Source organism: Haloterrigena turkmenica DSM 5511 (genome assembly GCF_000025325.1).
Taxonomy (GTDB): Archaea; Halobacteriota; Halobacteria; order Halobacteriales; family Natrialbaceae; genus Haloterrigena; species Haloterrigena turkmenica.
The window spans coordinates 1,557,413-1,576,982 of the sequence record NC_013743.1 but is presented as its reverse complement, the minus strand read 5'-3'; the positions used below and the strand labels follow the sequence as shown (position 1 = coordinate 1,576,982).

The window sequence follows — 19,570 nt, the reverse complement described above, 5'->3', positions numbered from 1 at the left end:
GATGGCGTCGAAAGAAAAACGGGATTGCTGAAATCGTCGCGTCGCGACTTAGCCGAAGAGTTCGCCGAGGCCCTCGCCGCCGGCGTCGTCGTCTTCGTCGTCGTCCTCGTCCGTCGTGTCCGGGACGTCGCTGGTCTCTTCGGCTTCTTCCTCGTCGCCACCTTCGTCGCCACCGGCGTCACCGGCTGCGGCGCCGCCTGCGGCGGCTCCGCCAGCGGGGACCGCGGCGGCCTCGGAGACTGCCTCGTCGATGTCGACGTCCTCGAGCGCGGCGACGAGCGCCTTGACTCGGGACTCCTCGACGTCGACGCCGGCAGCGTCGAGCACGTCGGTCAGGTTGTCTTCGTTGATCTCTTCGCCCGATTCGTTCAGGATGAGTGCAGCGTATACGTATTCCATTGTAGTGTCCTCCAGTAGTGATTATCCGAACATCTCGCCGAGACCGGCCCCGCCGTCACCGCCGTCGTCGTCGTCATCGTCGGTGTCGGCGTCGGCCTCGTCGGCGTCCGGTTCGGTGTCGTCCTGTTCGTCAGCCGATTCCTCGTCGCCCTCGTCGGCGGCCGGCTCAGCGGCCGCGTCGACGCCCTGCAGTTCCTCGGGCAGGGCCTCCTCGTCGTCGATCTGAGCCGCGAGCGCACGCAGCTGTGCGTCGGCCTTGCTGACGAGGTCGGGCATCAGCTCTTCGTCCTCGATCGCGGCCTGCAGGCCGAGGCTCTTGGCCTCGCCCGTGGCCTTGGCGATGAGCGCCGGCGCCGTCGACGCGGTCGGGAAGCTCGCGTTGATCGCGAGGTTCCGTGCGCGAGCCGCGGCGGTCGACACGTCGCTCTCGTAGGCCTCGACGTCGATGTCGAGGTCCTCGGGGTCGAAGAGCACGCCGTCGGCGACGACGGCGCGAAGGTCGAGTCCGACCTCCTTGGGCTCGATCCCGAGCTCGTTGAGGACGTTCGACAGATCAGCAGAGACTTCGCCGCCGGCCTCGAGGACCGTCGAGTCCTCCATGACCTGAATCGAACCCTCTTCGATCCGTGCGTTGGCACCGATGCTCTGGAGTTCGCCGACGAACGGCCCCGGGTCGACCCCGGTGTCACCCTCGGGGATGACGATGTCGTTCGGGGCGACCTCGCCCTCGTTGATCGGGGCGGGCGTCTTCGACGCCTCGAGCTCCTTGTAGAGCGTGAACGGGTTGTCGTTCGTGCCGACGATTCCGACCTGGCCCTCGACGTGTTCGACGAGGTCCTCGAGTCCGGACTGCTCCAGCGCGCGGACCTGCAGAGTGTTGCGGCTGACGCGGAGCTCGGCGGTCCCGTGCAGATCCCGGCGCATATCCTGGAGCTGCTTGCTCGGAATGCCGGTGATGCCGACGATGCCGACACTGTCGTAGCTCTCGATGATCTCCTGGAGCTCGTCGACTTCCTCTTTCTTCCACTGGGGAAGGTTCTCGGTCTTGCGTTCGGCCTGTGCGCTCATGTTAGGCCACCTCCACGGACGGCCCCATCGTCGTCTTCACGTAGACGGCGTCGATGTTCTGGGGCCCCTTCTCGAGGTCGGCGTGCAGGCGACGCAGGATGACGTCGATGTTGTCGGCAACGTCCTCGGCGTCCATCTCCTCGGAGCCGACGAGCGTGTGGAACGTTCGTCGGTCGCCGGAGCGAAGCTGCACGGTGTTTTTGAGTCTGTTGACGGTCTCGACGACGTCGTCGTCGGGCGCGAGCGGGTCCGGCATCTTCCCTCGGGGACCGAGGATGGTACCCAGGTGCCGGGCGATGTCTTGCATCATCGCCTCTTCGGCGATGAAGAAGTCCGTCTCGTCGGCCATGTCCTTGGCGTCGTCATCGTCCAGATCGGCCACGTCGTCCACCGAGAGCACCTCGTCCGCGGCCTCTTCGGCGCGGACGGCGGTTTCTCCCTCGGCAATGACGACGATTCGCGTATCCTGGCCGGTTCCGGACGGCAGGACGATAGACTCGTCAACTCGGTTCGACGGTTCGTTTAGGTCAAGGTCGCGCAGATTGATCGCGAGGTCGACCGTCTCGGTAAAGTTCCGATCGGGGGCGTCCTCGAGTGCGCGAGCGACTGCTGTTTCAATATCCGAATCTGCCATCGTTCACCTCCGTAGTACGCAGGAGTGCTCCTACGGGTCAGTGAAACAGGCGAGGCCTGTCTCCTTTGAACGGAGTGCCATGGCGAACTTAAACCCGTCGAACTGCCAGCGCTGGCCCCCTCGCTGTCCGTGAGTGTCCGGACCGCTCATGCCACTATAGTAGCCACTGAAACTATTCACACACTGATCGCAACACCGTCGTGCGATCAGGTGTGCATTGACTTTCAGCGGCTACTATAGCTGACGAACCCCGCGCTCTCCGGTTCGCTCGAGAAACGCGACGCTCGTCTCGACGAGAGGCGCAGAAATCTAGCCGACGAGCGAAAATATTATAATTTGTGATTGTGTACATTTCGTATATGTGGCCATTAGATTTATATAGTGTTAGTTGGGCGACGGGAACCGGGACGATCACGCCGCTAACGGTCGGCGGAATCAGCCTTGAGGCGCTGGAAACGGTCGGCTCGCTCGAGCGAGCGGGGTTCCTGTTCGCCGGGACGTTCGTGTTCGCGGCCGTGGTGCTCGGATTGCTCCAGGGGTACGCCCCGCGAACGGTGACGAAGGCCCGCCGGAGTCCGGTCATTTCGATCTGCGTCGGCCTGCCGAGCCTGCTCGTCGTCGTCGGGCTCGGCAGCACGGGATACCTGATACTCGATACGGATCTGGGGCCGTTCTTCGGGATTCCGATGATCGTCTTCGGGGGGACGATCGTGCCCGCGTTCACGGACCTCGGTTTCGTCGCGCTCGGACGATCGCTCGCGGCGCGGCTCGGCTGCGACCGGCTCTCGGTCGGTATCCTCCTCGGCAGTGTGCTCGCCGGCGTCGCCGGTCTCTCGCTGGCGCTGACCGTCGTCGTGGCCGGTCTCGCCGGCGCCCTCGGGATCGGCGCGGGCGTGCGCGTGGTCATGGCCACCGGCGGCACGTCTCAGCCCGACGACCGCACCGTCCCTCCCGCGAACAAGATCTGACCGCAGCAGTCGATCGACGGCCGAGACGTCACACCCGACCGTCGCCGCAGACGCCGTGACTACTCCTGTGTCGCTTTCGCACTCGCTGTCGCGTCCGCCTCGACTGGCACGTCGTGGCCGTGTGTGTGGAACGATCCGAGACAGAGGTACAACCCACGCTCGTAGATGTCCGGCTCCTTCTGGACCCCGAGGTGCGAGCCGATTTTCGCGTCCGCCCAGTAGGCGCTATGGGGGCCCTCGAACAGTCGTTTCAGGAGTCGAGCGTCGACCTCGAGTGTGACGTAGCCGTCGTACTCCACGGGGCGCGGATCTGACACGTACCGGTAGCCGCCGCCGTTCATCGAGAGCTCGAGGTAGACGTCGTCGACTAGCGATATCAGGACCGTCGTCTCGGTGCTGTACCCGATCCGCTCGCGCTTCTCCTCGAGACTCTCGTAGGCGTAGGGAACGTACGCCTGGAGCTCCGACAGCGTCGGCATCGGATCGCTCTCGTACTCGAACGATCGCGGCGCCAACTCTTCCTCGATGTAGCGGCGCTTCGCCTCCGGATCCGCTGGCTCGAACGGCGCGGATCGCTCGCCGGTCTCGAGGTCGATGTGTTCGCCGGAGTTCAAGAACACGCACTCGTGGTCGTCGGGATCGACGGCCTCGGTGAAGAACTCGAGCGCCTCCTCGCGGGGCGGGTTTGCCGTGTACTCGTTGAGATGGGCGAGATCGCCCGTCAGCACGTACTCGCCAGCGAAGGGCATGTAGTAGCGGGGTTCGAAGATGTCGATGAACTCGAGCGCGCGCTCGTGTTTCTCGCGGATAACGCGGTCGCGCTCGCGGATCTTCTCCTCGTGGCTGTAGTCGGTGACGGCCTGGGGGTAGAACTGCGCCGCGCTGTACTGGTGACAGAGGAGGTCGACCGTCCCGTACTCGTCGGCGACCGTCCGGCAGACCGACTCGGCGATCGAAAACGGCACGTCGTTGGTGTTGACGACCGTCTGCTCCCCGTTATCCATGACTGCCATCGAGTCGACCTGCGTCGAGCCCGGGTCCTCCGCCTCGTCATCGTACCACGTACAGCCGAAGTAGTTCCCGCAGCGCTCCGGATCGCAGCCGTCGGCCGCGAGCACGTTGATGTGCATGTCGCCCTCGAGCGGCGTGCGCTCGCCGTGGGACAGTTCGATCACGTCGAAGCCCAGTGCGGCGATGGCGTCGTGGAGGTAGTCCCACCGGTAGTCGTGGATGAGCACCGGAATGTCCGTGTCCATGCGCTCGAGCGTGTCGGGATCGAAGTGATCCGGATGGATGTGCGAGATGTAGATGTAGTCGACGTCGTTGAAGTCCTCGGGGTCGAACTCCGGTTCGGGATAGTGCGCCCACGAGCCGTAGTACGCGCCGTCCACCAGCCAGGGATCACAGAGAATCGATGTCCGCTCGTCTTCGACGAGGATCGCTGCCGACTCGAGATAGGTCACTCGCATACCGAACCTCCAACAGCCACGAATCATTTGTTATTACCACAATATGAACCGGTACGCCCACCCGAACGCGGGATAGGTCACGGCTACGGTCCCGGTCGTCCACCGTCGGCGTCCCGGAGATCGGCGTACAGATACGGATAGGGACCGGCAAAATAGCCGTAATCGCCGAGTAAACGGCCCATGTTCGACTGCCGGGGGGTACGCTATCGGTCGGCGATACGAACGAAGAATACTCGGTGCGTTCGCGGTTCGAGGGATCGTCGGGTACACCGTCGATCCGTCACCGAAACACTCCGACACACTCGTTCTGCTCGTGGTCCGAGCACTCGCAACTACACGGTGGCGTCGACTGCAAGAACGATAAAGCGCTCGCCGACTACGCTGCGGCTTCCTCGAGGAGTACGTCGTCGTACTCGCCGGCGTCGACCTTCTCCTTGAACTCGCGAGCGTCGTCGCCCTCGATAGTGACGCCCATCGAGGCGCAGGTGCCGACGACTTCCTTCGCCGCGTTTTTCGGATCGTAGGCGAGCAGATCGGGGAGTTTCTGCTCGGCGATCTGTTTGACCTGCTCGATCGAGAGGTCGGCGACGAAGTCCTTCTGGGGTTCGCCGCTGCCGGTGTCGAATCCGGCCTCGTCCTTGATCAGTTCGGCCGTCGGTGGGACACCGACGTCAATCGAGAACGATCCGTCGTCCTCGTAGTCGACGGTGACGGGGACCTCGGTCCCGTCGAACGCTTCCGTCTGGTCGTTGATTTCCTGTACGACCGCCTGCACGTCGACAGGGGTCGGTCCGAGCTCGGGACCGAGCGGTGGGCCAGGGTTGGCCTGGCCACCCGGAACGAGCACTTCGATGGTTCCAGCCATACCCGTCACAACCCGTGCGCGAGTTTTAAGGGTTGCTAATTCGGGCAGTGAAGTCTGTGATACGGTGTCGTGCGCCTCGCGGCTCGGCCGTCACTCGACGGTTTCGGTCCGCCACTCGGCGAACGACTCGAGGACGTGCGCTTCGTCGAAGCGTTCGATACAGGGGACGTCGTAGGGATGGAGCTCTTCGACGCAGTCGACCAGATCGTCGTAGGCGTCGGCGGTCGTCTTCGCGAGCAGGACGGCTTCGTCGTCGCGGTGAACCTCGCCCTTCCAGCGGTAAGTCGAGGTCGTCGACAGCCGATTAACGCAGGCCGCGAGTCGGTCTTCGACGAGCGTCTCAGCGATCCGGTCGGCTTCGGCCGGTGGTGTCGTAATGTAGACCGTCGGCATGGGTGTCGTCGGCTACGCTCGAGACGGAGAAAAGTCCCGTGACGCCGTCGTCACGAGATGACCGCAAAGCTCTAGCACCGGAGATCCGCATCGGTCCGGACGGCCGCGCCCTCCTCAGTCCGCGTTTACGTTACCGGTGACGGGATTGAACGTTCCGTTGATGTCCCACTCGTGAATGCAGTGTGGATTTCCGACCTGCTTTTCGCCATCCTCGCGAGCGATCTGCCAGGCCTCGAGGTTGTCATCCCATCGCTCGGTTCGACCGCACCGTTCGCAGACGCGGGCAGTCGGCGGTTGTACTTGCGCGCTCATTATCGACCGTGGGAACTGAACGCATATAACACTATCCGTGTGCGGCAACTTCTGCCCCAGATTCGTTCACGATCATTACAGAATTTAAAATTCGAGGCCCGATAACAGCGCTCGAGCGTTCGTCGTGGACCGTGCGAAATGTTCGAGCGGGATTTAGAGCCGATCGCCATCGGCACCGAGACGCTGGCTCGGCTCTGCGACCGTCGCGCCGTCGATCGGTGTCTCCGACCGACCGATCGAGGAGTATCGCCCCGTTGGGGAGCGGTATCGGACGACGAGCGCCCACATCACTGCGGTCCCGAGCAATCCGATCGCCGAGAACGTCATCCCCAGCGAGTAGAACGTCCCGGTATAGATCACCGCGAGCGCGAACTTGGGAACGCTGGTCGCCAGCGGAATTCGCGCGTCGAGATCGCGTAACGTCGGGAGCAATGCGACGACAGTGAGTACACTGCCGCCGAGAAAGACGAGATCTTGCCAGGACATACAATGAATACTCAGTTCTGAGTAAATAGCTTTCCGGTTAGGATCGGTCGGCTGACTCCGTCTCGAGCGAGTTTTGATTCGAGAGTTTCTGACCGACGGTGAGAGATGGTCCCAGCGGTCACGCGCCTGTCGGTAGCGGGCAGGCGATCGCACGCTGGGAACTGCGACACCGGAAAACCGAAAACGAGAGTCCGAACTGAAACCGGTACCACTGAAACCGACGCGAGACTCGCTCTGTCGGCGGTCCCGATCAGTAGACGGCGTCCGCGATCTCCTCGCGGAGTTCATCGAACTGCTCGAGGTAGTCGCGACGCTCGGCTCGCAGCTCTGCGACGGCCTCGTCGTAGTCCTCGACGTGGTCGGGGACGTAGTACTCGCCGATGTCGAACCCGGGCACGCTCTCGGGGATCGTCAGTCCGGTGCGGTCGTCGTCGGTCCACTCGATCGTTCCGCGGGCGGTTTCGGTGAGGACGGTCACGGACTCCTCGACGCCGATGTCTTTGGATTTCTCGCCGAGATAGCCCGTGTTGATGACGTAACACTCGATGTCCAGCGCCTCGATGAGGTCTCGGAAGATGTTGCCCTCCTCGCCCTCGGGGCCGATGATGAATGGGTTGGTTCCGACCACGCGGATCGACTCGCCCGCGCGGGACGGATCGCCGGCGCTGGTCTCGATCGATTCGCCGAGCATGAAGGCGACGGCCGCCTGATCGTCCGTGAGCTTCGCGACCGGCGGCATCAGCGGATTTCGGGTGATGAAGAAGGCCTGGTCCATCCGCTTGAGGTCGATCTTCTCGTCGGCGCTCTCGAGTCGGTCGCGCTGGACGACCGCTCGGGAGTTCGAGGTGTAGCGATCCTCGTCGAAGTGGACCGTCCCGTCGTCGTCGACGGCGACGTTCTCGAAGACGGCCGACTCGTGGGTCGCGGCCTCGTAGAGTTCGGGCTGTTCCTCGTCGTCGAGGCCGATGGTCTTGATGAACAGCCCCTCGCCCTCGCTGCCGGCGACGGTGCCGTCGGGCAGGAGGCCACAGACGTCGTCCTGGAGCATCGTGGCGTCTTCGGGGTCCTCGAGCCAGCAGCCGTGGGAGGTGAGCGTCGACTTGCCGGTCGCCGACAGGCCCATGAACACCTGACCGACGGTCTGGAGGTCCCCCTCCTCGTTACGAACGCGAACGCGCTTGCTGCCCGCGTGGAGGCCGAGGCCGCCCTGTTCCTTGATCCGGTACATGTACAGCCGGAGGAACGACTTCTTGGCCTCGCCGATGTAATCGGTCCCCAGCACGGCCGTAAAGCCCTCGTCGGGAAGGACGCGGACGGCGGTCTCGTCGTAGTCGGGGTCCATGACCGTATAGAGGTCGGGCTCTCGACCGTCCGACGGTTCGAACAGGTCCCGCCAGCCCAGTGCGATGTGAGCGTGCTCGACGGGGATGAACAGTCGGCAACAGAAGGTCGCATCGGGATGGCGTCCCATCAGCCGATCGACGCAGACCATCTCGCGGTCGCCCGCGCGGGCGATCGCGTCGTCGACGAATGCGTGGTCGCGCTCGTCGAACGCGGCGTCGACGGCGTTTTTCGTCAGATCGGCGCTGCGGGATCGCGTTTCACTGACGTACGACGGCGATCCGAACTCGGTCGTCGTCTCGTCGTCGGCCGCGAGGTCGCGGAGTTCCTCGAACGACGGGTCGTACCGCACGTTCGACGCTGTCGTCGGGTCAGGAAGCTCTCGGACCAGCGGACGGGTCTCCGCCCCGGTTTCGGACATATACGTAACTCATCATCGCCGCAATGTATAAACATGAAGGATTCTTCTCGCTGTGTGTCACGTCTTCACCAATCACTGTGGAAGAGCACCGATTTCGGGCCGCAGTGGCGGTGTGTAGGTGATTCGTCGACTTCCCGCAAAATATACGAAACCAGATACAAATGGGGAAGATACTCGAAACCGAAATAATTTCTACGCGAGAGCAATCGGTTCGATACCGATCCCTCTCACAGGGCCGTATCGACCAGCGTCGACGGGCTACATCCGGATCGATGGGCCACAGATCGGTTCTCGAGAGACGTGCGCTCGAGGGCGGCCCAGAACGATGGCAGAACGCGCGTCCGTCGACCGTCTCACTCGGAGACGATGATCTGGCCGGTCATCCCGGCGTTGACGTGGGGTTCGCAGATGTAGGTGTAGGTTCCCGGCACCTCGAACGTGTGCTCGAACGTCTCGCGGGTCTCGAGTTTCCCGCCCTGGGACTCGTGCCAGGCGTCGATCGCCGTCTGTTCGTCCTCGAAGCCGCCGGTCGCGAAGTAGTCGGCGCCCTCGGGGAGGCTCGCCTCGCGGGCCGTCACCGTGTGGATGGCTTCGCTGGTGTTCTTCCAGACGACGGTCTCGCCGACGCTGGCCTCGTACTCGTCGGGGAGGAACGCGTTCCGGTTCATCCCGATGGTACATCCCTGGCCGTCACAGGGATCGTCGTTCTCGAAAGGGCTGGTGACGGCCGAACAGCCCGCCAGTCCGGCCGAAACGGCGGAGCCGACGGCGGCGAGATAGACGCGCCGATTCATACCAGCGACTTGGGAGCATCCGAATATAACCGCCCCGGTTCGATCGTCGAAACCTCGAGTAGCGCCCCGGTTCGGTGGCGAAACGAAAACACGTAAGGGACCTCCACGCCGAATCCGGGAGTATGCTCCCCCGGTTCGTCGGGCGACTGGGCGTCGCCGACGCGGTGACCGTCTCCAACGCGGCTCTGGGGTTTATCGCCGTGGTCGTCGCCTTCGTCGACATCGCGCTCGCCGCGCGGCTCATTCTACTGGCGGCGGTCGCGGACGGGCTGGACGGGATCCTCGCCCGCCGCTACGGCGGCACCGACGCCGGTCCCTACCTCGACTCGCTGGCCGACGTCGCCTCCTTCGCGGTCGCCCCCGCGGTCGTCGCCTTCGTCGTCATCACCGACGGCCTCGCGCTCGGATTCGACGCGGTGACGGGCGAACTCCTCCTCGTGACCGGGATCTGTGCGCTGTTCGTCGCGATGGCCGTCACCCGGCTCGGCATGTACACGGCCTTCGATGTCAGCGGTAACTACACCGAAGGCATCCAGACGACGCTGGCGGCGACGATCCTCGGCGCGGCGATTCTGGCCGGGGAGACTCACCCGAAGCTCGTCCTCGCGGTGACGGGCGCGTTCTGTTACCTGATGGTCTCGCGCATCGAGTACCCCGACCTGCTCGCTCGCGACGCGGCCATCATGGGCGTCGTCCACGTTTTGGCGGTCCTGATCCCCGAATTCGCCGGTCGTACGTTCCCCTACGCGCTGTTGACGCTCGGTGTCGCGTACATGACGTTGAGCCCCTGGTTCTACTGGCGCGAGGAGCGCCAGACGACGGCGCCCGACGCGCATGGAAACGCTTAGGGCGCTGCTGGGACGACCGTAGGGTATGTACACTGCCACGCGTCGGCGTCATCTCCGGGTCCAGCGCCAGGACCGGGTGGTACCATGAGCGATGACGAGGCAGCCGAGGACGGAGCGGACGACGATCAGCGAGAGCCGGTCGACCTCGAGGCCATCCGCGAGGCCCTCGCGGCCTTCGAGGACGACGTCGAAGCCCTCGAGAGCGACCTCGAGGCCGCCGAAACCGAGGATGACCTCGACGTCGTCGAGGCCGACATCGAGTCGTTCCGCGAGGAGTTCGAGGAGATCGAGATCCCCGACCCGCCGGAGACCGAGGACGAAGACGACGAGGACGAGGAAGACGAAATAACGCCCGAGGAGGAACTCCAGGAGCGCTACGACGAGATCGAAAGCGACGTCTCGGACCTCGAGTCCGATCTGGAAGACCAGCGCGGTCCCTACGGCGAGGACGTCGTCAGCGAGATCAACAGCGCCAGCGGGACGATCACGGGCACCCGCTGGACCGAAGAGGGTAACGCCGAACTGATCGAAGCCGTCGACGACTTCCTCGACGACCTGAACGAACTGCTCGGCACCTCGGTCACGCTGAGCAACGAGGGCGAGGCGGTCCCCGACCAGCTTGATGCGACTCTCGACCGCGCGGCCGAGGCCGTCGAGGACGCCGAACTCGACGCCGACGACGACGCCGAGACGATCGCCGGCCTGCTCGAGGCCACGGACGACCTCGAGTCCGATATCGACGATGCGACCGAGTGGACCGACCTCGAGATCCGCGAGCAACTGCGCCGCGAGGGGTTCTACGACGTGCTCGACCACGTCAAGGACTTCCCGCCGGAGTGGCACGCGCTGAAGGTCCACGAGAAACGCGGTAACGTCGATCAGATCCTGCTGGCCTACGAGACCTTCGACTCCGACTACATGGAGGAGCACTGCCTCGAGGCATTGGAACGCATGGGCCCCGAGGAGGCCATGGAACCCATGATCCAGAAGGCGGGTCGCCGCGACCAGGCTGCGATGCGCATCCTGGGCAAGATCGGCATCGCCGACGACGAGGTCGTCGAGGCGCTGATCGATTACGTCGACTCGAACCCCAACCTCCAGCGGCCCGCGTTCCGCGCGCTCGGCGAGGTCGGCGCCGAGGACGCCGTCGAGCCGCTCGCCCAGCAGCTGGTCGCCGACGAACCGGACGTCCGCAGCTGGGCCGCCCGCGCGCTCGGCCTGATCGGCGACACCCGCGCCATCGAGCCGCTCGCGGATGTGCTGGCCGACGACGAGGAGGACCGCGTCCGCGCCAGTGCCGCCTGGGCACTCAACCAGATCGGCACCGCCGAGGCCCTCGAGATCGTCGCCGACTACGGCGACGACCGCGCGTATCTCGTCCAGGCCGAGGCCGAGAAGGCCGCAACCGAGCCCGCGGCCTGAACGCGACGCGAAGCGAACGTACGACGGACCGATTTCCGCCCCGCTTCTGAATCCTCCGTTCCGTTTTCAACCTGACCTTTATATCCGAATGCGCGGCCAGAGCGCCCGATGGAGCATCGGCGTGCGGTCCTCGTCGCGCTCGTGAGCGTCGGCCTCACCGCCGGCGCCCTGCTAGGGTTCGGAATCGTTGCCGTCGATACCGCGACGAGCGACGGTCATCCCGGGGACGTGACGTCTCGAGGTGACGCAGCGCTCTCTCGAGCCGACGCTAACGGCGACGGGACCAGCCCCGCGTGTCCGATCGGTGCGATGGAATCACCGCCCTCGTCGGACGGCCTAACCGACAGCAACGGGAGGGTCCCGAACGCCGACGCCGATAACCGACCGGCGAACGCGACCGGTACCGCGCCGCGGATCGTCGAACTCTACCCGAATCCGACGATTCGCGACAACGTCGGCGAGTATCTCGTCCTCGAGGTCTCACCGGAGACCCGACTCGAGAACTGGACGCTCACTGACGGACACACGACCGCCGGACTGCCGAACGAGACCGTCTCCGGCCGCGTCGCTGCGAGCACAGCGCCGAACGTCACCGACGGACTGACCGAGTATCCGGTGGTCGAACTCGAGGGGACGCTTCGACTCGCCGTCGACGGGGACACGCTCGAACTCCGGAACGAGACGACGACCGTCGACGCGGTCGCGTACGATCGAGCGCCGACGGCCGAACGGTGGTACCGCAGCGACGGCGAGACTACCGATTCGACCCCCGGCAACCCCGCAGCCGGTGACTGGCACCCCCGCGGCGCGACCTGCCTTCCGGTCTCGACCGCGACCGTCACGAACGCGACCGCGTTCGTCCTCCCCGACTCGCCCGCGGTCCCCCTCGAGACGCTCCGTGACGCCGACGACCGCCTGCTGCTGGCCGGCTACACGTTTACGTCCGAGGCGGTCGCCGACGAACTCGTCGCCGCCGCCGACCGCGGGGTCGACGTCGCGGTCCTCCTCGAGGCGAGCCCCGTCGGCGGCACGCCCGCGGCGACCGAAGACGTCCTCGAGACGCTCACCGACGGCGGCGTCGACGTTCGCGTTATCGGCGGCGCCGACTCGCGGTACCGCTATCACCACCCCAAGTACGCGGTGGCCGACGACCGCGTGCTGGTCACGACCGAGAACTGGAAGCCGTCGGGCGTCGGCGGCGAGAGCAGCCGCGGCTGGGGTGTGCGCCTCGAGTCCGAGTCCCTCGCGGCCGATCTCGCGACCGTCTTCGACGCGGACTTCGAGGGACACGATACGACTTCAGGGGCGGCCTATCGCAGAAACACCACGTTCGCAGACGACGGCCCGGTCTTTTCCGCGCCCGACCCCGAGTTCCCGACGACTCACGGGCCGTCGACGGTCCCCGTCGAGTCAGCCGAACTCCTGCTCGCACCGGACAACGCCGAACGTCGTCTCGGCTCGTTGCTCGAGAGCGCCGACGACGAGATCCTCGTCCTGCAGCCGTCGATCGCCGACGACGTGTCGTTGCTCGAGGCGACCCTCGAGGCCGCCCGTCGCGGCGTTGACGTCCGTATCCTGCTCGGATCGGCAGAGTACAACGCCGACGAGAACGCGGCACTGGCGCGAGACTTAGAGCGACTCGCCGACGACGAGTCCATTCCGCTCGAGGTCGAACTGGTCGAGGAGACAGACACCTTCGAGAAGATTCACGCCAAGGGCGTCGTGATCGACCGCGAGGTCGCGGTCGTCGGCAGCGCCAACTGGAACGACAACTCGTTTCGGAACAATCGCGAGGTCGTGCTGGCGCTACACGGCGAGGAGATCGCGGGCTACTACGCGGACGTGTTCGAGGCCGACTGGCAAGGAGACAACGGTCGGTCGAGGCTTACCGTGGGTGTCGCGCTCGCCGTTATCGCCGCGCTCGCCCTCGCGGCGCTGGTCGGGCGTCGGTACGTTCGGTTCGGCGATCCACATTGAGGGGCGTGTCGCGCAGTCGCTATCGAAACTAGACTGCGGTGAGCAGTCCGCTCGCGCCGGTAGCTCGGAAAGTTACACCCACCCGGTATCGGTCCATATCAATACTGCCTATCGGCGAAAACCAGTCGCTCCACGTTAGTCCGCACAGCCGTCGCCGACCTCGAGTCGCTCACAGGCGTCCCGGTCGGCGTCGAAACAGTCGGGACACTCGCCGGGTCGGTCGATGATCGTGTCGAGGCGCTCCGCGACGGTGTCGTCGATGACGCTCTCTAAGGCGCGAGCTTCGTCCTGATACTCCTCGACTTCGAGGACGTTCGCGAGAAAGCGTTCGATGATACAGTAGGTCTGGAGGGCGTCGTGGGCGCGCCCGAGTCCCTCGTCGGTCAGACTCGCGCCCTTGTACTTCTCGTGGTCGACGAGTCCCCGGTCCTCGAGTTTGCCGATCATCTCATTGACGCTGGCCGGACTGACCTCGAGCAAGTCCGCGAGCGTGCCGGTCGATGCGGGGCCGTCCTCGATGCGTTGAGCCAGATAGATCGCCTTGAGATATTGGTCTGCAGTGTTCATTGCATCCCTCCGTCAGTACCGCTCGGTGCCGCGTCGCTCCCTCGCCGGCGTTCCCGTGTCCGGGATTCGATGCGTGGAGACGGCGTCGGACCTGCGGGGGACCGCACTGCCGCCGTCCTGATCATGCTCTGTGCTCCATGATCTCGGTCACTTCTTCGACGCCTTCTTTTTCCTCCTCGCGGATCTCGTAGAGGGTCTCGAGGAGGCGCTCGCGCTCGATGGCGAACTCGCCGTCGGAGGCTTCGATCGCATCGATCAGGTCGTCGTAGAACTTGTAGGCCGTTTCCTCGTTGGCCAGTTGATCGTAGAGGACGCCGTCGGTGTCCTCCGGCGGCCCGTACTGGGCGTCGACTAACGCATTAATTTCCTCGTACGCGACGGTGTCGGCCTCGAGATCGTCGATCAGCGCCTCGAGCCGCTCGCGGTGGTCGGCCGACTCGTCGGCGGCCTCCTCGAGCAACTCCCGCACCTCCTCGTCGATTGCCGCACGCTCTTCGGGGGGCAGCGAATCGAGGTGGTGGGCGGCGCGTGACTCGACGACCTCCTCCAGCACGACCCCGATCTGGAGCAATCGGGTTAGCTGGTGGTCGCTCGAGACGCGCTGTCCCAGACTCATATCACGTCGTCAGGGCCGCTGATACTTAACCCTCCCTACTCGAGCGGTTCGATATCGGCGTCCGCCGGTGGACGGGCGACGACCAACGACTCAACAGCGAGTGATTCCGCTGAACGACCCGTTCAACCCCGGTACCGCCAGACGCGCGTTCCCTCACCGCCCTCGACCGCATCGACCTGTTTGAGCCCCTCCTTGACACAGCGCCACCAACCGTCGCTCGTGTCGTAGCCGGCCGGACACTCCCCGTAAAGCGTGTCGACGAAATCGGAACGACGCGCCTCGTCCTCGTCTCGCAGGTAGGCCAGCGCCCGCCCGATAGCGCGGCGGCGCTTCTCGATCGTTTCGGCCGATCGACCCGGAATCGACAGATCGTCGAGATCGGTGATGTCCTCCCCGGGCCGGACGCCGGCGCCGGCCAGTCCGGTCGAGGACGTGTACTCGAGGCCGGTCTGGACGTCCCGGTTCAGGCGCTTTCGCGTGGTCGCAACCGCGCGCCGGGAGAGTTCGTCGAGTCGTTCGGTCTCGACGGAGCCGAGCACGCCGGCGTCCTCGTGGACCGGGTCCTCCCGAATGCGCGCGACGCGTTCGGGAGACAGGCCGGCGGGTTTCCCATCGTCCGACTCGGAATCGTGCGTCTCGTCCGCGGTCGGACTCGAGTCTCCGCCGTCGTCTCGTTGCGCTCGAGCCGTCGCGTCGGCCTCCGTCGGTTCCTCTCGAGGGGCCGAGTCGGGCCCCCGCCGAACCGTTCGGGGCGATCCATGGACCTCGAGCACCGGCTCGCGGTTCACCGGCGTCCCCTCAGTCCGTCGGTCTCGCTCGTCGCCCTCGGTCTCGTTCCCATCAGCTGCCCGTTCGGCGCCCTCGTCGTCGGTCGCAGTCGCCGAGTCGTCGGCCGCTCGAGGCTCGCCGTCCGCGCCGTCGCTCTCGACCGCCTGCGAGAGCGTCGCTACCTGCTCCTCGAGGCGAGCGATACGCTCGCGGTGGTCGGCCAGCAGGCGATCGCGCTCCCGTTTCCGACCGCGGTCAGGCCGCTTCCCCTGTCCGGCTTCGATCGAGCCGCGGTGTTCGACGATCCACCGGACGTACGCCTGTCGACTCTCGAAGCCGAACAGTTCCCGCTCGGCCTCGAGCGCGTCGACGGTCTCGTCCTCGAGTTCGATGGAGAGGGCCTGCATCGTCTCCGGATAGCCGATCATCCTATAAAAGTAGTCGTCAGACGCTATCGACGGAACGCAGCCGCGGCTCGAGAGTCGAAAGAACAACAAAAGAACGCAAAAACCGCGCTATCGCCCGGCGGTTAGTCGCGCTGGCGAAGACGCGCGCCGATCAGTTCCTCGAGATCGTCGCGGAGTTCGTCGACGTCGATCTCCTCGAGGACGGGCACGAAGAAGCCCTCGACGAGCATGTTGCGAGCCGAGCGGGGGTCGACACCGCGGGAGGTCATGTAGAACAGGTCCTCCGCGTCGATCTGGCCGACCGTCGCGGAGTGGCTGGCCTCGGTGTCGTGGTTGTTGATGATCAGCTGGGGGGAGGCGTCGGCCTCGCTCTCGTCGGAGAGCATCAGCGTGTTCTCGCGCTGGTACGAGCTCGTGTCCCAGGCGTCGGCACCGACGTCCTGGACGCCCTCGTAGACCGATCGGGAGATGTCGTCGATGACGCCGCGGGTGATTAGGTCTGCAGTCGTGTGCTCCGCACGATGCCAGACCTTCGCATCGAGGTCGAAGTGCTGATCGTTGTGGCCGTAGAAGGCCCCGACGATCTGCGTCTCCGAGGAGTCGCCGCGAAGCTCCGTCGAGACCTCGGTCTTGGTCAGCTGCGTGCCGAGATTGCCCTCGATCCAGTCGATCGTGGCGTAGGTGTCGGTGACGCCGCGCTTGACGGTGAAGTTGTAGGCCTCCTCCGAGAGGTTCTGGAGGCTGCCGTACTGGACGTAGCTGTTCTCGCCGGCGGCGACTTCGACGACGCCGCTGTAGTACTGCTCCTCGGCTTCCTCGCCGGTCGACTGTCGCTCGAGGATTGTGACCGAGGACGACTCCTCGGTGACGACGAGCGTGTAGTTGAACAGCGAGCGGGAGTTCTGCTCGGTTCGGATAGCGACGTCCTCGGCGTCGACGCCTTCGGGGACGTAGATGACCGTCCCGGTGCTAAAGAGCGCCGTCGAGAGCGCCGTCAGGTAGTTTTCCTGGGGATCGACGATGCTGCCGAAGTGCTCCTTGAGGAGCTCCTCGTGTTCCTGGACCGCGTCGGCCCACGAGAGGACGTCCGCCTCGTCGGGACCGACCTGGTCCTTATTCTCGGCCGCGTTCAGCGGGTCCACCAGCGACTCGAAGTCCAGCTCGTGGAGGTTCGTCCACTCCCGTCCCGGCGTCTTGATGACGTCGGGCATGTCGAGGGAGTCGAGAGCCTCGAGGGCCTCGAGACGGGTCTCTAAGAGCCACTCGGGCTCGTCGAGATCGCCGCTGATTTCGCGTACCTGTTCTTCGGTCAGATTGGCGTGTACCTGTGTTCCTGCGCTCATATTATCCGAGGCTCCCCTCCATCTCGAGTTCGATGAGACGGTTGAGTTCGACCGCGTACTCGATCGGCAGTTCCTCCGTGATCGGCTCGATGAAGCCGGCGACGATCATCTTCTTGGCGTCGTCGTCGTCCAGTCCGCGCGACTGGAGGTAGAAGATGTCCTCGTCGCCGATCTTGCCGACGGTCGCCTCGTGAGCGACGTCGACCTTCGACTCCTCGATCTCCATGTACGGCATGGTGTCCGAGGTCGACTCGTTGTCGAACATCAGGGCGTCACACTCGACGGCGGTGCTCGAGTTCTCGGCGCCATCGGCGATGTGGACGAGACCGCGGTAGTTGGTACGGCCGCCGTCCTTGGCGATCGACTTGGACTCGATTGTCGAACTCGTCTCGGGCGCGTTGTGGTAGACCTTCGCACCGGTGTCGATGTCCTGACCCTCGCCCGCCAGAGCGATGGTAATGTGGGTGTCCGTCGAGCCGCGACCCTTGAGGATCGTACACGGGTAGAGCATGGTCACTTTCGATCCCATACTGCCCGAGACCCACTCCATCGTGCCGTTCTCCTCGCAGATGGCGCGCTTGGTGTTCAGGTTGAACGTGTTCTTCGACCAGTTCTGGACGGTCGAGTACTGGACGTGGGCGTCTTCGCCCACGAAGACCTCGACGCCGCCCGAGTGGAGGTTGTGGGTCCCGTACTTCGGGGCCGAACAGCCCTCGATGTAGTGGACCTCGGACCCTTCTTCGGCGATGATGAGCGTGTGCTCGAACTGGCCCATCCCTTCCGAGTTCATGCGGAAGTAGGCCTGGACGGGCATCTCGACGGTGACGTCCTCGGGGACGTAGACGAACGAGCCGCCCGACCAGACGGCGCCGTGCAGCGCGGCGAACTTGTTGTCGCTCGGCGGCACGCAGGTCGTCATGAAGTGCTCTTTGACGAGCTCAGGGTGGTCCTGGACGGCCTTGTCCATGTTACAGAAGATGACCCCCTTCTCCTCCCACTGCTCTTGCATGTTCTGGTAGACGACCTCGGACTCGTACTGGGCGCCGACGCCGGAGAGCGCGTTCTTCTCGGCCTCGGGAATGCCCAGCTTGTCGAAGGTATCCTTGATCTCGTCGGGCAGCTCCGTCCAGTCGTCGACGCCTTCGCGCTTGTCGACGTCCGGGCGGATGTAGGGGATGATCTCCTCGACGTCCAGTTCGGAGAGGTCGGGCATGCCGGGCCAGCCGGACGGCATCGGCATGTTCTGGTACTGCTCGAGCGCGCGGAGGCGTCGCTCGAGCATCCAGTCGGGCTCGTCCTTGTCCTCGGAGATCATGCGGATGACCTCTTCAGTCAGGCCTTTGCCGGATCTGACCGCGGAGTTCTCCTCTTTCTTGAACTCGAACCGGGCCTCAGTGTCTGTCTCTTTTAGGTGGTCTTGATCGGAACTCATTGGTTGATGTGGTTTATGGTTACGGCTGTAGCGTTATTACGGTTGTTCTAGTCGAATCCGGTTACGCGGTGCCGTAGACGTCTTCGCGGACCCAGTCGTACCCCTTGTCCTCGAGCTTCTCGGCGAGCTCGGGACCGCCGCTCTTTGCGATCTGGCCGTCGAGCATCACGTGGACGTGATCGGGCTCGACGTAGTCGAGGATGCGCTGGTAGTGGGTGATCTGAAGGATGCCGGTGCCCTGCTCGTCGCGCAGGGCGTTGATGCCCTCCGAGACGTCCTGCAGTCGGTCGATGTCGAGCCCGGAGTCGATCTCGTCGAGCACGGCGATCGAGGGCTCGAGGATGGCGGCCTGCAGCACTTCGTTCTGCTTCTTCTCGCCGCCGGAGAAGCCGGCGTTGAGGTAGCGCTGGGCGAACTTCTCGTCCATGTCCAGTTGCTCCATCTTCTCCTGGAGGATCTGCTGGAACTCGGCGACGCCGACCTCGCCCTCGTCCGCGGGGCCTTCCATCGGCGAGGACTCGAAGCCTTCGTCCTCCTCCTCCGCTTCTTCGCCTTCCTCTTCCTCGAAGAGTTCCTCGCGCTCCTCGATCTTGGCGTTCAGCGCCGTGCGGAGGAAGTTCGTCATCGTGACGCCCTCGATCTCGGCGGGATACTGGAAGCCGAGGAAGATACCGAGCGCGGCGCGCTCGTTGGGCTCGAGGTCGAGCAGGTCCCAGGTTCGCTGGTCCTCGTCGATCTCGATGTCCTCGCCGAACTCCTCGTCCTCGAGGTGGAGCAGGACCTCGCCCTCGGTGACCTCGTAGGCCGGGTGACCGGCGATGACCTTCGCGGTCGTCGACTTCCCGGAGCCGTTGGGGCCCATTAGGGCGTGGATCTCGCCGGACTCGACCTCGAGATCGACGCCCTCGAGAATTTTCTCGTCGCCCTCCGCCACTTCCGCGTGCAGGTTGGATAGTTCGAGACGTGCCATAGTATTCGCTCGTCCGAAGAGTGGGTCGTATGACTGATAACGGTTTCGTATCCATTTGGATACTGTTCCA

Annotated in this window: 20 protein-coding genes; 4 read left to right on the top strand and 16 right to left on the bottom strand. The window is 64.7% G+C overall.

Features of this window, described 5'->3' with window-relative positions; translation table 11 throughout:
- Window positions 1-48: 48 nt before the first annotated feature.
- From rpl12p to HTUR_RS07440, 3 genes are read right to left on the bottom strand one after another with little or no spacing between them, the layout of a single operon-like run.
- Complete coding sequence (rpl12p, locus tag HTUR_RS07450) at window positions 49-399, bottom strand: 50S ribosomal protein P1 (protein ID WP_012942705.1); 351 nt, start codon at window positions 397-399, stop codon at window positions 49-51.
- A gap of 21 nt (window positions 400-420) precedes the next feature.
- Entirely contained in the window at window positions 421-1,467 is a 1,047-nt protein-coding gene (locus tag HTUR_RS07445; protein ID WP_012942704.1) for a 50S ribosomal protein L10, read from the bottom strand.
- Between the two features lies 1 nt (window position 1,468).
- Window positions 1,469-2,101: a 50S ribosomal protein L1 gene (locus tag HTUR_RS07440; RefSeq protein ID WP_012942703.1), complete on the bottom strand. Its 633-nt coding sequence runs from the start codon at window positions 2,099-2,101 to the stop codon at window positions 1,469-1,471.
- 359 nt (window positions 2,102-2,460) lie between these two features.
- Here HTUR_RS07440 and HTUR_RS07435 point away from each other — a divergent pair, with 359 nt between their 5' ends.
- On the top strand, window positions 2,461-3,069 hold the full coding sequence (locus HTUR_RS07435; RefSeq protein ID WP_012942702.1) for a hypothetical protein: 609 nt from the start codon (window positions 2,461-2,463) through the stop codon (window positions 3,067-3,069).
- 59 nt (window positions 3,070-3,128) lie between these two features.
- Here HTUR_RS07435 and HTUR_RS07430 read toward each other — a convergent pair whose 3' ends face one another.
- The 7 genes from HTUR_RS07430 to HTUR_RS07400 form a co-directional block, all read right to left on the bottom strand.
- Entirely contained in the window at window positions 3,129-4,538 is a 1,410-nt protein-coding gene (locus tag HTUR_RS07430; RefSeq protein ID WP_012942701.1) for an MBL fold metallo-hydrolase, read from the bottom strand.
- A 376-nt stretch (window positions 4,539-4,914) separates the two neighbouring features.
- Window positions 4,915-5,403 (bottom strand): 50S ribosomal protein L11, encoded by a 489-nt coding sequence (locus tag HTUR_RS07425; RefSeq protein ID WP_012942700.1) that lies wholly within the window; start codon window positions 5,401-5,403, stop codon window positions 4,915-4,917.
- Between the two features lie 90 nt (window positions 5,404-5,493).
- Entirely contained in the window at window positions 5,494-5,796 is a 303-nt protein-coding gene (cutA, locus tag HTUR_RS07420) for a divalent-cation tolerance protein CutA (protein WP_012942699.1), read from the bottom strand.
- A 114-nt stretch (window positions 5,797-5,910) separates the two neighbouring features.
- Entirely contained in the window at window positions 5,911-6,108 is a 198-nt protein-coding gene (locus HTUR_RS07415) for an HEWD family protein (RefSeq protein WP_008896765.1), read from the bottom strand.
- A 153-nt stretch (window positions 6,109-6,261) separates the two neighbouring features.
- Window positions 6,262-6,594, bottom strand: coding sequence for a hypothetical protein (locus HTUR_RS07410; RefSeq protein ID WP_012942698.1), 333 nt, complete (start codon window positions 6,592-6,594; stop codon window positions 6,262-6,264).
- A gap of 250 nt (window positions 6,595-6,844) precedes the next feature.
- Complete coding sequence (locus tag HTUR_RS07405; RefSeq protein ID WP_012942697.1) at window positions 6,845-8,356, bottom strand: phosphoenolpyruvate carboxykinase (ATP); 1,512 nt, start codon at window positions 8,354-8,356, stop codon at window positions 6,845-6,847.
- A gap of 353 nt (window positions 8,357-8,709) precedes the next feature.
- Window positions 8,710-9,150, bottom strand: coding sequence for a cupredoxin domain-containing protein (locus HTUR_RS07400; protein ID WP_012942696.1), 441 nt, complete (start codon window positions 9,148-9,150; stop codon window positions 8,710-8,712).
- Window positions 9,151-9,272: 122 nt separating this feature from the next.
- Between HTUR_RS07400 and HTUR_RS07395 the strand changes: the two genes are divergently transcribed.
- The 3 genes from HTUR_RS07395 (at window position 9,273) to HTUR_RS07385 (ending at window position 13,397) form a co-directional block, all read left to right on the top strand.
- Window positions 9,273-9,998 carry a protein sorting system archaetidylserine synthase gene (locus HTUR_RS07395; RefSeq protein WP_012942695.1) on the top strand — a complete coding sequence of 242 codons (726 nt, stop codon included), beginning with the start codon at window positions 9,273-9,275 and terminating at the stop codon, window positions 9,996-9,998.
- Window positions 9,999-10,082: 84 nt separating this feature from the next.
- Window positions 10,083-11,420 (top strand): HEAT repeat domain-containing protein, encoded by a 1,338-nt coding sequence (locus HTUR_RS07390; protein WP_012942694.1) that lies wholly within the window; start codon window positions 10,083-10,085, stop codon window positions 11,418-11,420.
- A gap of 108 nt (window positions 11,421-11,528) precedes the next feature.
- Entirely contained in the window at window positions 11,529-13,397 is a 1,869-nt protein-coding gene (locus HTUR_RS07385; protein ID WP_012942693.1) for a phospholipase D-like domain-containing protein, read from the top strand.
- 135 nt (window positions 13,398-13,532) lie between these two features.
- Here HTUR_RS07385 and HTUR_RS07380 read toward each other — a convergent pair whose 3' ends face one another.
- From HTUR_RS07380 to HTUR_RS07355, 6 genes are all read right to left on the bottom strand, one after another.
- Window positions 13,533-13,964 carry a metal-dependent transcriptional regulator gene (locus HTUR_RS07380; RefSeq protein WP_012942692.1) on the bottom strand — a complete coding sequence of 144 codons (432 nt, stop codon included), beginning with the start codon at window positions 13,962-13,964 and terminating at the stop codon, window positions 13,533-13,535.
- Window positions 13,965-14,085: 121 nt separating this feature from the next.
- On the bottom strand, window positions 14,086-14,580 hold the full coding sequence (locus tag HTUR_RS07375) for a tumor suppressor TSBF1-like protein (RefSeq protein WP_012942691.1): 495 nt from the start codon (window positions 14,578-14,580) through the stop codon (window positions 14,086-14,088).
- Between the two features lie 122 nt (window positions 14,581-14,702).
- Window positions 14,703-15,755, bottom strand: coding sequence for a hypothetical protein (locus HTUR_RS07370; protein ID WP_049941845.1), 1,053 nt, complete (start codon window positions 15,753-15,755; stop codon window positions 14,703-14,705).
- A 122-nt stretch (window positions 15,756-15,877) separates the two neighbouring features.
- Window positions 15,878-17,098 carry a Fe-S cluster assembly protein SufD gene (sufD, locus tag HTUR_RS07365; RefSeq protein ID WP_012942689.1) on the bottom strand — a complete coding sequence of 407 codons (1,221 nt, stop codon included), beginning with the start codon at window positions 17,096-17,098 and terminating at the stop codon, window positions 15,878-15,880.
- 1 nt (window position 17,099) lies between these two features.
- Window positions 17,100-18,530, bottom strand: coding sequence for a Fe-S cluster assembly protein SufB (gene sufB / locus HTUR_RS07360; protein ID WP_012942688.1), 1,431 nt, complete (start codon window positions 18,528-18,530; stop codon window positions 17,100-17,102).
- Window positions 18,531-18,591: 61 nt separating this feature from the next.
- Window positions 18,592-19,500: an ABC transporter ATP-binding protein gene (locus HTUR_RS07355; protein ID WP_012942687.1), complete on the bottom strand. Its 909-nt coding sequence runs from the start codon at window positions 19,498-19,500 to the stop codon at window positions 18,592-18,594.
- Window positions 19,501-19,570 lie beyond the last annotated feature (70 nt).

Excerpts from the sequence above, each read along its gene's own strand:
- rpl12p (WP_012942705.1), bottom strand. The coding sequence starts at position 399 with ATGGAATACGTATACGCTGCACTCATCCTGAACGAATCGGGCGAAGAG.
- HTUR_RS07445 (WP_012942704.1), bottom strand. The coding sequence starts at position 1,467 with ATGAGCGCACAGGCCGAACGCAAGACCGAGAACCTTCCCCAGTGGAAG.
- HTUR_RS07440 (WP_012942703.1), bottom strand. The coding sequence starts at position 2,101 with ATGGCAGATTCGGATATTGAAACAGCAGTCGCTCGCGCACTCGAGGAC.
- HTUR_RS07435 (WP_012942702.1), top strand. The coding sequence starts at position 2,461 with ATGTGGCCATTAGATTTATATAGTGTTAGTTGGGCGACGGGAACCGGG.
- HTUR_RS07430 (WP_012942701.1), bottom strand. The coding sequence starts at position 4,538 with ATGCGAGTGACCTATCTCGAGTCGGCAGCGATCCTCGTCGAAGACGAG.
- HTUR_RS07425 (WP_012942700.1), bottom strand. The coding sequence starts at position 5,403 with ATGGCTGGAACCATCGAAGTGCTCGTTCCGGGTGGCCAGGCCAACCCT.
- cutA (WP_012942699.1), bottom strand. The coding sequence starts at position 5,796 with ATGCCGACGGTCTACATTACGACACCACCGGCCGAAGCCGACCGGATC.
- HTUR_RS07415 (WP_008896765.1), bottom strand. The coding sequence starts at position 6,108 with ATGAGCGCGCAAGTACAACCGCCGACTGCCCGCGTCTGCGAACGGTGC.
- HTUR_RS07410 (WP_012942698.1), bottom strand. The coding sequence starts at position 6,594 with ATGTCCTGGCAAGATCTCGTCTTTCTCGGCGGCAGTGTACTCACTGTC.
- HTUR_RS07405 (WP_012942697.1), bottom strand. The coding sequence starts at position 8,356 with ATGTCCGAAACCGGGGCGGAGACCCGTCCGCTGGTCCGAGAGCTTCCT.
- HTUR_RS07400 (WP_012942696.1), bottom strand. The coding sequence starts at position 9,150 with ATGAATCGGCGCGTCTATCTCGCCGCCGTCGGCTCCGCCGTTTCGGCC.
- HTUR_RS07395 (WP_012942695.1), top strand. The coding sequence starts at position 9,273 with ATGCTCCCCCGGTTCGTCGGGCGACTGGGCGTCGCCGACGCGGTGACC.
- HTUR_RS07390 (WP_012942694.1), top strand. The coding sequence starts at position 10,083 with ATGAGCGATGACGAGGCAGCCGAGGACGGAGCGGACGACGATCAGCGA.
- HTUR_RS07385 (WP_012942693.1), top strand. The coding sequence starts at position 11,529 with ATGGAGCATCGGCGTGCGGTCCTCGTCGCGCTCGTGAGCGTCGGCCTC.
- HTUR_RS07380 (WP_012942692.1), bottom strand. The coding sequence starts at position 13,964 with ATGAACACTGCAGACCAATATCTCAAGGCGATCTATCTGGCTCAACGC.
- HTUR_RS07375 (WP_012942691.1), bottom strand. The coding sequence starts at position 14,580 with ATGAGTCTGGGACAGCGCGTCTCGAGCGACCACCAGCTAACCCGATTG.
- HTUR_RS07370 (WP_049941845.1), bottom strand. The coding sequence starts at position 15,755 with ATGCAGGCCCTCTCCATCGAACTCGAGGACGAGACCGTCGACGCGCTC.
- sufD (WP_012942689.1), bottom strand. The coding sequence starts at position 17,098 with ATGAGCGCAGGAACACAGGTACACGCCAATCTGACCGAAGAACAGGTA.
- sufB (WP_012942688.1), bottom strand. The coding sequence starts at position 18,530 with ATGAGTTCCGATCAAGACCACCTAAAAGAGACAGACACTGAGGCCCGG.
- HTUR_RS07355 (WP_012942687.1), bottom strand. The coding sequence starts at position 19,500 with ATGGCACGTCTCGAACTATCCAACCTGCACGCGGAAGTGGCGGAGGGC.